Origin of the sequence: Bacillus sp. 95MFCvi2.1, from assembly GCF_000374965.1 — a bacterium.
Lineage (GTDB): Bacteria > Bacillota > Bacilli > Bacillales > Bacillaceae_G > Bacillus_A > Bacillus_A pseudomycoides.
Genome location: NZ_KB895749.1, coordinates 1 through 11,546 on the forward strand (window position 1 = coordinate 1; position 11,546 = coordinate 11,546).

General features: G+C 33.1%; 10 protein-coding genes and 2 pseudogenes. 1 reads left to right on the forward strand and 11 read right to left on the reverse strand.

What is annotated here, in order from left to right; genetic code table 11:
• From C568_RS35945 to C568_RS0129480, 5 genes and pseudogenes are all read right to left on the reverse strand, one after another.
• Nucleotides 1-216, reverse strand: a pseudogene (locus C568_RS35945) (hypothetical protein); the annotation flags it as partial.
• Between the two features lie 831 nt (nucleotides 217-1,047).
• Nucleotides 1,048-1,965, reverse strand: a complete 918-nt coding sequence (locus tag C568_RS0129465; protein ID WP_018783630.1) for a CPBP family intramembrane glutamic endopeptidase — start codon at nucleotides 1,963-1,965, stop codon at nucleotides 1,048-1,050.
• Nucleotides 1,966-2,029: 64 nt separating this feature from the next.
• A complete protein-coding gene (locus tag C568_RS0129470) occupies nucleotides 2,030-2,242 on the reverse strand; it encodes a hypothetical protein (protein ID WP_018783631.1) in 213 nt (70 codons plus the stop codon).
• A 279-nt stretch (nucleotides 2,243-2,521) separates the two neighbouring features.
• The gene (locus C568_RS0129475; protein ID WP_018783632.1) at nucleotides 2,522-4,738 is read right to left on the reverse strand and encodes an N-acetylmuramoyl-L-alanine amidase family protein; all 2,217 of its coding nucleotides are present in this window, start codon (nucleotides 4,736-4,738) and stop codon (nucleotides 2,522-2,524) included.
• A gap of 879 nt (nucleotides 4,739-5,617) precedes the next feature.
• Nucleotides 5,618-6,676, reverse strand: a complete 1,059-nt coding sequence (locus tag C568_RS0129480; protein WP_018783633.1) for a sensor histidine kinase — start codon at nucleotides 6,674-6,676, stop codon at nucleotides 5,618-5,620.
• 520 nt (nucleotides 6,677-7,196) lie between these two features.
• On the opposite strand from C568_RS0129480, the gene C568_RS31535 reads away from it, so the two are divergent.
• Nucleotides 7,197-7,553 carry a DDE-type integrase/transposase/recombinase gene (locus tag C568_RS31535; RefSeq protein ID WP_018783634.1) on the forward strand — a complete coding sequence of 119 codons (357 nt, stop codon included), beginning with the start codon at nucleotides 7,197-7,199 and terminating at the stop codon, nucleotides 7,551-7,553.
• Nucleotides 7,554-7,754: 201 nt separating this feature from the next.
• Here the strand turns inward: C568_RS31535 and C568_RS34980 are convergent, their stop codons facing one another.
• The 6 genes and pseudogenes from C568_RS34980 to C568_RS0129510 all read right to left on the reverse strand — a co-directional run bounded on the left by C568_RS34980 (nucleotide 7,755) and on the right by C568_RS0129510 (nucleotide 11,498).
• Complete coding sequence (locus C568_RS34980) at nucleotides 7,755-7,895, reverse strand: hypothetical protein (RefSeq protein WP_018783635.1); 141 nt, start codon at nucleotides 7,893-7,895, stop codon at nucleotides 7,755-7,757.
• 73 nt (nucleotides 7,896-7,968) lie between these two features.
• A complete protein-coding gene (locus C568_RS0129495; RefSeq protein WP_018783636.1) occupies nucleotides 7,969-8,907 on the reverse strand; it encodes an Rpn family recombination-promoting nuclease/putative transposase in 939 nt (312 codons plus the stop codon).
• Between the two features lie 69 nt (nucleotides 8,908-8,976).
• A complete protein-coding gene (locus C568_RS33965) occupies nucleotides 8,977-9,843 on the reverse strand; it encodes a recombinase family protein (protein WP_018783637.1) in 867 nt (288 codons plus the stop codon).
• A gap of 460 nt (nucleotides 9,844-10,303) precedes the next feature.
• Nucleotides 10,304-10,927 (reverse strand): IS3 family transposase, encoded by a 624-nt coding sequence (locus tag C568_RS32285; protein WP_257130503.1) that lies wholly within the window; start codon nucleotides 10,925-10,927, stop codon nucleotides 10,304-10,306.
• Nucleotides 10,918-11,010, reverse strand: a pseudogene (locus C568_RS36615) (hypothetical protein); the annotation flags it as partial. The pseudogene C568_RS36615 and the gene C568_RS32285, both read right to left, overlap by 10 nt.
• Before the next feature lie 164 nt (nucleotides 11,011-11,174).
• Nucleotides 11,175-11,498, reverse strand: coding sequence for a helix-turn-helix domain-containing protein (locus C568_RS0129510; protein WP_029427994.1), 324 nt, complete (start codon nucleotides 11,496-11,498; stop codon nucleotides 11,175-11,177).
• Nucleotides 11,499-11,546 lie beyond the last annotated feature (48 nt).

Genomic DNA, 11,546 nt, shown 5'->3' on the forward strand with positions numbered 1-11,546 from the left:
AAATGTATTTGAATCATGTCTCCAAGTATAGATAAAGTGTAAAATGAATGAAAATATAGCTGACAATATACTAGATACTATTAACATACAAATAAATATTTCTACTGAATCTGGCTCTATAAACCTAGTAATAAATGAATCTGCAAAAGTAATAATATCCATTCCGAATATTACTGCAAAAAAATACAAAATCAAATAATAGAAATAAACAAACATATTACTCATCTCCTGAAAAATAATGAATTTTAAATTGCTCTTAGAAGTCAGCTGAGATACGTGTAAAATTAGGTCATAGGAATACATTATTTACTAAAAACTATTTTCTGAAGATATTTGTAATATAAACGTTCGTTTTTATTTGAAAATATGAAATACCCTAACTGATGAACAAGATGTAACAAAATACTCTATCAAAAAATAATCCGTAACATTATTAGTGCAATACCTTTTTTCCATATCAAAACCTCATGTTAGAAATATATATATTACAGGCTGTGAACTGAAATTACATGTATCTTGGTCAACAAACCCCATCTTTTTAATGCTTTTCTTTCATACACTCTCGCTAATATAGTCTACTTTTCTAACAATTGTAATTCAAACTATATTTTTAAAAAATAAAAACCATAAAAAACAAAATTAAACGAGTCCCTAAGAGAGAAGCTTAATTTTGTTAAGGGATATAGCCATATTTTTAAAACTCACTATACTAAGGAGTCCCGTCAACCAAATGACATAAAACCCACGCTAGGACATTTTTCGGAAGTAAAAACTTTGATTTTTGTACGCTAAGAATTGTAACTAAAATGAACGTTTTTGTTACAATATTAGTTTCAAGAAGCGTTAGCTTTTATTTAGCCAATTTAGTTGTAACAAAATAGTGTATCAAAAATAATTTGTCACATTATTAATCATAATCTTTTTTGTTACGCAAGAAATTCTATTATATCAAGCTTTCTTTTCCTTAGCGTGGGTTTTATGTTAGTACGTTGGCTGTACCCCTAATATAAGAGAATAGAAATGTAATTTTAACTTTAAAAATAGATTCTAGCTACTTATATCAACATTTCTCATGAAATACCATTTTGGATTCTTTTTATGCAGTTTTAACAAATAATATACACAGAAAACAAGTGCTATCGCTGAGATGATAAGATAGGCCTTATCCTGATAAGCCTCCATGTTAGCATTTGCATAGAATAAATGCTCTTTCCCCATACTATCATCTTTAAATTTAAACAGCGTCTCGGAAGCGTTATAAACCCCATGAACTACCATGCTTTTATATATAGAATTACTATCAACAGTAACTAAGAATAATAAAAATCCCAAGCAAAGAGCATACATCAAAAATATTGGCTTAAATCCACCCAAGGAATGCATGAGAGAAAATAGTATAGAAGTGAGAAGAAAAACAAATAAAAGATTGTATTTTTTCACGAGCCATTTCGTTAAAAAACCTCTAAAAACGAGTTCCTCTGCGCCACCCTGGATAAGGTAAGTAACAAAACATAATAAAACATATGGATAAACATTAAAATTAGAGATTTGCTCTGTAAATCCAATTTGAACGTTAAACATAAGAGTGTAAATATAAATACCTACAAAATTGATAAACAGACCAATTGCTGCACCACTAAATATATTTGCCATAACCCTATATGACCGATCCCTTGTAAATCCGATATTCGAAATTGGGTTCTTAAATATGTAAACATACACTAACAACAGCACCCATACTCCAATAAACGTACGAATGACCCCTACAAAACGATATGCAGAACTAGTTTCTGGAACTAGATCGTGAACAGATTGGAGCAAAGTACTCACTGTTGCTTGTGTTCCATAAAAGAGAACCATTATACCGATACTGCATAGTAGAAGATATACCAAACTAGGTATTTTATCTACAAAATTATTATTGTTTTTGCCTACTTTATTTTTAAGTAGCCATAAATTTTCCATTCATGAATCCTCCTATACAATAAAAGAAGCTAAACTATATATCTTAGCTCCTTTTACTTGCAATTTATTTAATGATAAAAGCTACAATTCCTAAAATTATACATAGAATTCCGCTTAATAATTGTCCTAGTCCAGAAGCCTGTCCAAGAATCAATAAATTGAAGAGATTTTTTCTTGTTTGGGTTTTTCCTGCGAATGCATCATCCGTTTTCATTTTATATATACCCCATAAGATTAGTACTACTCCAAAAACTATAAGTAATAATTTTAAAGCCATATAGTCATACCTCCGATACTATAAAAATTAAATTAGGTTTTATTTTAAAAAAGATAGTTATATACATTTTCACATTTTTATACAATAAGAGATTCTCAAGGTTTAATAAAGTGATTTTAATTGCATAAAAATATCTATGTTTTCGTCAATCACAAAAGATAGAATCAGCAAGAAATAATAGTGAGTATACCTGCAAAAAAATAAAACGGGTCATATTATAGGAATAAAATCCAGTGTATGACCCATTTCCATACGTATAGGCTAACTCTTCAACAAAAATTAACGTCTGTGTCCCTTGTCATCAAATGTCCAAGTCTTACCATCAATTTCGACAGTTGTATTTTGGTAAATTGACCCATCCTCTTTGGCATAATACCTAAAATATCCATATTGACCATGATGCGTTTCATAATCACCATTAAACCATCCTATTTGTGCTGCTCCAGAATCATCGAAGCGATACCATTTACCATCGATTTCTTGCCACCCTGTCTGCATTACACCTTTATCATCGTAATGGTATATCTTACCATTCGCTTTTTCAAACCCTGTTACCATAGCTTGTCCGTCATTATTAAAATAATATCTTTTTCCGTCAATGGTTTCATGACCATCTAAAGTATAGTGTGTGCCCTCTTTAAAGCGGTATTTTTTTCCGTCAATTTCCTTCCAACCAGAATAGGAATCCCCTTCTTCTAAGCTGTAATATACGATTGCAGCCTGCTTCTCTGTATCAAATCCAGGTAAAAAGATTTTAGATACTCCTGTTTTTCTAATAGAGCCGTCACTCTCAAATACTAGTCGTTTCCCGTCAAGATTAACACGAGTAATAGCATCTAGTGCGTTTCCATTCAAATCAGAAGCCTTCTCAAGCACACCTTTGTCAGAAAAATGAAGAATAACATTATAATCTTCTAGACGTATTTCATTTGTATTGGCCTTGTGATTTTGGAAATAATAAATTTTACCATCGATTTCTCGCAGGCCTTCTTTAATGAATGCTCCAGAAGCATCAGCATACTGCAGATCTCTCCACGCTGATCGTTGTAGAACACCAGAATCATTAAAGTCGTAGTACTTCCCTTCAATCTCTCGACCATTTCCTACAACCATTGCGTTAGAATTTGGATTAAAATAATACGTATTCCCGTTAATTTCCTGCCAGCCCTTTAAAAGAACTCCTGAAGAATTTGCATAATAATGGGAACCATCTCTTTCCAACCAATTATTCGTTATCAATTTGCCAGAATCATATGCAGTCCATAGGGAACTATCATTGCTATCCTCTTTGAACTCTATCTTTTCATACTTCGGTATCTCATTTTCTTTACCAGGGTACCATTCTCTTAACCAGTTGTGCACTTCATTGTTAGTTTTTGCAGTAAAATAAAGTTTATCACCAGTATCTGGCGTGTGGAATAATTGAGAGTTAATACCCGCAACCAAATGTGCACCATTCTTATTTACCAAATGGAACTGAAATTTATTGTCATGAGACTTCTCGTCAATCAGGACAAGTTCAAACACTTCATCATCACCAATTACATCTGAATATTGAAGTGCATTTTCTTCTTTTCCCGAAAGATATTTCGAGCCTTTTTTAACGATTACTTTATTCGTCCCTTTTTTATAAGGGATAATTTGATAAGGATTACCATCATTTAGTATGCTATATACCGATGTAATAGGTGTCTCTAGGATTTGAGCGGTATCTGCTAAAATATTCGTTGATCGGTTATTAAAATCTGCAAGAGCTTCAGGGTTATTATTAACATAATTAGAAAGAGTTTCTCTGCTTGTTGGTTGTGAAGTCAATGTTGCTAACTTTTTTTGTTCTTCTGTTAACTTAGAAAAGAGATCTTGTGTTAAACCTTTTAAGCCGTCTAGAGAGTTTGCTCCAAATTTTTTCTTGTAAAACTGGTTGACAAGCTCACGATTTTGCCCAGATGTTTTTTCTACATACATAGTGATAGATTGATTAAGCGCAACTCCCGTTTTCCCTTCGTCCAATTGTGCTTGTGTAATATAAAGAAGATTGTGTTCTGAGACAGATTTTGCATATGGCTCTAGATCTACGATTGTACCTGCTTCTGTAATCTGAAGTTGCTGCCCCGATTTTAAGTTGTGAATCTCACTTTTCCCATTTGGATAGAGAACTTTAATCGGTTTAGTAAAATTCCCATCATCTTTCGTATGATGCACAGAAATATTAAATTCCCCCGATTTAAAGTTAGGGGCTCTGTAAGATACATTCTCTGCATATGGACCTGCGTAATTAGTTAGGTCAATTTCCCCCACCTGTATCCCAAGCGCTTCCCAAATATCAGCTAGTGCCCCTAATGTGGTAATAGTTACATCCAGCACTGTAGCTATAGCCTGTGCACTTGCGTTTGCTTTCTTCTCTGCAACAGGCGCTACAGAAAAAAGGATACTTAATGCCGCTGTGGCAGGAATGACTTTTTTTACAAAACCACTTGTTTTAAATGTTTTTTTCATTTTTATTTTCCTTCCTTAATAAGATTAAAATTATTTAAACACAATACTGTAAAAGAATAAGCACCAAGAGATCATCATAACTCCTTTTTGTCTTTTTTCATCATGTTGTTCTTCACTCTTTGCTTATACCTTTTACTACCGACTTATCTAAAATAGCTGCCGGGAAGTTCATTTTATTTTAAATAGCTTTCATTTCCCTTTCGTAAATATTACAAAAGTCTTTCAATGATTACAAAAGTCTTGCGATAGTTATAAAATATTACAAAATATGTAATATATAGAAGTGTTAAACATTAATAAGTGGAAGAAAAAATAATTAATTAGAAGTATCTATAGAGAAAAACAACATAAAAACCCCACTTTTTTTAGAGGATCAGGGCATCTGAGCGCGTTTGGGAGCTTTTTCTACCACATGCGAGGGTGAAAACAAAGGAAGAACCTGAGTGCAGGTCATCTCTTGTTCTACATATCAGAAACTTATATGTAAAAAAATGAAAATGGATTTATATAGGTAAGAGGTAATAAAATAAAAATAACATAATATAACAATGATATAATATATAAAACAAAATTTTATTCATTACACTAAAAATGACATAGAATATGAATTCCATGTCATTTTTCAAAGTGATTTCGAAAATAAGGGGGAAAGGAGTTGCTCAAACTTATTTTTCTAGCACATCTGAGCAAATTAATTTTAAATCATATGTTTTAATTGCACTTGTTGAGGTAAATGAAACTATAAAACATAAGATTATACTGTACATTGCTTATATTTTTTACTTCTGAGTTAAAATAAAATCAACTTTGCTTTATTCATCTTATTATATATCCCTTTCAATTTGCTTTCATAAATGTTACAAAAGTCTTGCAATCATCTTATTTCTTTGCTGATGTAACGGGAAGGGTAAACCAAAATTCACTCCCCTGTTTACCGTCTGAACGATCTCGTACACCAATTTCGCCTTTGTGCATTTCAATTAATGATTGTGCAATGGCTAATCCAAGTCCAGATCCCCCAGATTGTGAGCTTCTTGATGGATCTGTTCTAAAAAAACGTTCAAATATGCGCAGTTGATCACTATAAGCAATGCCTTCTCCTTCATCACGTACAATGAATTGAACGTGATGCTTCTGCTTATTTTCCTCTACAATTAACTCAATCGTTCCAGACACTGGAGAATATCGAATTGCATTATGTAACAAATTACTGATAACCCGTGCTATCTTACAAGGCATAATCCAGAGCTTAGGCAATGTATCAGAAACTTGTAATTGCAAATGGATCTGTTTTTCTTCTAATAAAATAGAATGTGAACCTAGTACTTCTAATATAATACGATCCATATGTGTGAAACTTGGATAAAAATCTTCTTGTCCAAGTTCTAACTTAGAAAGATCAAATAAGTCATTAATTAATCCACTTAATCTTTTTATTTCTTTATGGATTGTCGTTAAGTACTGTGTTTTCATTTCGGGATTTGCAATCACATCATCTTGTAATGCTTCAATCATCAATTGTATGCTAGCCATAGGTGTTCGTAAGTCATGTGAAATATTCGCAATGAGCTCTGTACGTGCTTTTTCTCCTTCTTCTAATTTAGTAAACCCTTCTTTTAATTTTTTAGCCATTTGTTGAAAAGCTGCCGCTAATTCTTTAAACTCTTGTGGTCCTCGTCCAATTCTATACATCGCTCCAAATTGTCTATCGCTAAATTGTTTTGTTAATGCAATTAAATTTTGAATAGATTCCGTAATAGAGCGTGTTAATAACCAGTAAATCATCGTTGAAAGCGCCATTGCTACGGTTACAATTCCTATGAAAAGCTGTGTTTGTTCCGGTCTAAGTAACATTTTCATTTCGCTATACCAGATAGCAATTACCATAATGCTGGTGCTTAATAAATTCATCAATAACAATTGATTCCGTAATTTCATATTGTATTTCCCCCAGTTGTCTCAAACCAATAACCTGTTCTTCTCTAACTTTTCACATAGATGATTCATTAACACAGTTACTATCTTAATCTCCTCGTATTCAAGCTCCCAAATTTGTTCAAGAATTCGAGAGCATAAAAATACATATTTTAAATGTTTTTTGTAATACAAAGTACCTTAAGTACCCCTTGTTGTAAAATAAAACTAATATCAGTAAGCACATCTTAGCTTAAATATCTTTCAATTTTCTTGCAAAAATATAACAAAATTCTTTCAGGAATATCATGAAAGATCAAAAGGCTTAATTGAAATTGCTAAACTGACTTCTCATTGTATTTCTCGTATGACACTGTATCGTAAGATACTATGGCCAACTGATAATCTAATGGAGAAAATGAGTAGTTAAATTAATAGTTTACAAAGATGTTAGCATGACAAGAAAATACTTCAATCCAAAATCCACTGAGCTACAGCATGCTTTAGACAAGGTATTTTCTTGCATTTTAGAAAGAAGAAAAATATGTCCTCAAAACGTGCAAGAGAATTATTGACACTAGATCAACGCTTAGAGTTTGTATCCATTTCAGAACAAATTAGTGAGTATGAATTAGGAAGTTATTACACCTTGTCTCCACATGATATCGAAATTATTAAACGCTATCGTAGAGATCATAATAACATAGTGGAACAAGATCATCGTTTTATTAAGAAACGTGTTCGTTCTATGTTAGGGTTCAAGTCTTTTGGTACAGCTACATCCATTCTTGCAGGAGTGGAAGCTATGCATATGATTAAAAAAGAACAGATTGATTTACGGAATCAGTCTGTCCAAAACCAGAAAGAATTCATCCATCGATTGTTTGGGCTTACAGCATGAAATAGAATTCCGTTAGAAATATATGAGCTGTATTCTCTTTAATTTTATCTTTGTACCAGAACCCCGTTTCTTAATTCACAAAATATTCAAAATTAAAATCTTCAAAAGTTAATATTTGTTATATAATGAAGTTGTCAAACCAGTCATCAAATAGTGTCCCCTATGTTTCTGTTGAAATAGTTTGTTTGTCCCTTATTAACATTATCTCAAAAAGAACTTGTAGTGATTGGCTACAAGTTCTTTTTGTTCTTTTGATTGAGGTTTTCTATCAAGATAAAATGCATCTGTAATACTTTCAGCATCTTGGTCTGAAACATGTTTTGATAATGTCTGGATTAACAAAGGTCTTTCTTCTTTAAAATTCATAGTAAAAAGCTTTGCGAAACAATTCGCAAAGCTTTTGTAATAGTACGTATTATAATAGTAGTTTTCGTATTTCTTCTGTACTTAGACCAGTGAATTTCGCAATGTCTTCTAACGGCATACCGTTCTTATGCATACCACATATTAATTGAACTTTCCCTTGTTCAATGCCTTCTTCTCGTCCTTTTTGGATACCCTTTTGAAGTCCTTTTTGAATCCCTTTTTCTAAACCTTCCTCTAAGCCTTCTTCACGAGCGTGAGCCAGCTTAGCTTGTTCATCAAGAAGTAGCTTCTCGCGAGCCTCATAAGCTGTTCGGAAAGAGGAGTCATGGCTCATATTTTCCCATTTATTTATTGCTTTTTGTAAAATTGGATCTTGATTCATTGCAATCTCCTCCAATGTTTGAGTTAAATGTTCATCTTCATGTGCTGGTAGTAATAACATCCAACGAACAAATGCATTTTCCCATGGATTTACTTTTTCTTCACGCCATTGTTTGACCAATTTTGGAATTTCAACAAAATGAATTTCAATATCATCACTTAGTATCTGTTGCTTTTTGGGATTCCATAATTGTCCTATGGTGTGAAATGAATCATCCTGGGAGAATAATATAAAATCTAATAAGTTAATGGTAATTGTTTTCCGAAGTGAACGATACGGCATCCCTTCTTGCATTTGGGATGTATAGAGTTTACTCCAGTAATATAAAGATCGCTTTACCATATCATGTGTATTGCGAAGCTGTATCTCTATATTCACTTGCGTTCCGTTGTCTAATGTTGCTAATAAATCTAAAATGGATAACTTATCATCTTCATAAGCCTTATGAAGATGTGGGTCTTCCAATTGTAGAGATGCAACGGGTGCCTCTAAAGATTCCTCTAAAATAGCATTCAAGAAACCAGTTAAAATCTCTTCGTTCCCTTTCGTTCCGAATAACTGTTTAAAAGCAAAATCAATTCGTAAATTTACTAATTTTGTGGACATGGGTTTCCTCTCCCTGTCTTTCTTTTCTTCTTCTTATTTTATAAGATAACTTGTTATATACGCAAATGCTTACCATTGTAGCTCCAATTCATCACAGTACACATCTAACTCAGTAAAACAGTTTTGTAAATCCGCTTCAAAATCAATTTCATGAATTATGCTATCTACCTTTTTTTCTAAATCTGAAATTGTGGTGTAAGGAACATATAATATGTACTCCCCTAAGCGTTGTTCCATATTATATTGTGATATGAGAAAGGATTCGATATTCTTTCGAACTTTCCCCTTTCCCCGTACAAATTTATTATTATTTTCTACACGCAACAACATACGAATAGTTGCTGTTTTTTCTTCTGTTTCCTCATTCTTTTGTACTTGCTTGTGTTCTCGTATGTATCGGTACAGTGTTGCTTGGCTAATGCCAGTCATATCTATAATTTCTCGAATACTATATTGCTCTGACTTATATAAATTTAATGCCTTCTGAATATAGATATCTTTAATACGAGGACGACCACCAACCCTTCCTCTTGCTCTTGCACTTACAAGACCTTCTTGTGTTCGTTGAGCAATCAAGTCTCTTTCAAACTGGCTGAATGCCTGAAATACTGTTAACATCAATTTGCCTTGCGGTGTATTAGTATCAAATTGTTCTTTGATACTAATTAGCTTAACTCCTTTATTCTCAAAAAAATCAACAAGTTCAATTAAATCTTTGGTGCTTCTTCCTAATCTAGAAAAGCTTTCTACAACTAATGTATCACCAGGTCTAATTTTATCTTTTAATCGAGTAAGCTCTGGACGATCACTTTTCGTACCTGTTATTTTTTCAGTTAAAATTTCAGTGCAGTTATAATTTTGAAGCATGTCTAGCTGACGAATCAAATCTTGTTGTTGGGTACTTACTCGTGCATAACCATAAATGTATGAATTCATAAAATCACCTAACCTTTACATGATAATCTTATCATAAAGGGAGGTTAAAGTTAATTTGATTTTGATAATAGTTTTGATAACGTATTTAAGCGATTTATAAGGCTTAAATTTTGTTCATTTCACATTTATCTGATTTCCGAATTTACCAAAACCTTTAATTTATGAACATCTTAACTTCATAACCTTTACTCCAGTAATTACGAAATCTACACAGCTAACTTTATTATGTATACTCAGGACGCAAAAGAACACTTAAAATTAGTGCAAATTATCTCCTAAAGTGACACAGTATATAGAGGGTTCTGGTGCAAATACTTAGGAAAGATATAAAGAGGCGAAAAGTTTCCTAGTGGAATCTAGTCTTAAGCAGCAATTCCAAATAGTTGATGGATGAACTTCACTTGATTTTGGACAGACTTGTTGGTCTTACCCCCGTCAAGTGGACAGCTGTAAAAAAAGACTATGCAGCCATCGAGATTCGATATTCAATCGGAGCTCGATGGTTAAGCCTTTTTTGGAATCGTTTGTAGTTGTAATGATAGATGTATGTTTCAATAGCTTGAATGAGTTCTTCCTTTGTTTGATAATAATTAAGATAAAACATTTCAGATTTAAAATGAGAGAAGAATGATTCAATGCAAGCATTGTCATGGCAGTTTCCTTTGCGGGAGTGGCTGCCGATGGCGCCTAGCTGTTGAAGCGTACGGTAATAAGCATGAGATGTATATTGGAATCCTTGATCTGAGTGGATGATGGTTCCATACACATCTCTTTTTTGTGCTGTTAAATCTAACGTTTTTAGGACAAGTTGTAAATCATTACGATGTGAGAGTTTCCAAGCAACGATTTCATTGTTATAAATGTCTTGAACGACCGAGAAATAGAGAAATTTATCTTTGAATGGCAAATAAGTGATATCTGTGACAAGTACCTCATTTGGTTTGCGGTTTCGGAATTGTTGTTCTACTACATTCGGAAAAACCTTTGAGGATTTCCCGTTAAAAAAGCGTCGCTTTTTACGGATGATTGATTGAATTTGAAGTTCTCGCATAAGTCTACATATTTTTTGTGGTTCACTAAAAATCCAGCCTCTAGTAAGGCAATTTTCATGCGAGGATAACCGTATTCCTTGTGTTTTATGTGAATGGCTTGAATCTGTTCACGCAATGTATGATCCTTTGAAAGGCGTAATTGTCTTTGCGTACATGTTGAGCGCCACTTATAGTAGCTAGATCGATTTAACTGCGCAATGACGATCAGCCAGGTTACTTTGTATCGAGAACGTAGTTCTTCAATAATCTCGTACTTAGCCGTTTGAGCAAGAACACCTCCTATAGATTTGGATACTGCTTTTTTAAATAAGCCACCTGCGCCTTGTAGTATTCCAATTCTTCTTCCACACTATCGAATTTCGTACGAGGACGACCTTTCAAGAGGTTTTTAAAGCCGTTATTGCCGCCGTTGTTTCCCCGCAAGTCTGAAATATCGCCTGTTTCTTGATATCTCCGGACCCAATTCATTAACTGTGTTCTACTTTTCAGCTTATATTTCTTAGCTATAGCTGTTTGGCTACCTTCACCATTTAAATAACTTTTTACAACTTGTATCTTTAATTCATCTGAATAAGTTTGAAATTTATCCCCTTTTTTAACCATAATAAAATCCCCTCCAAGTAAAAGTGTAACATCCATGTTTATTCATGG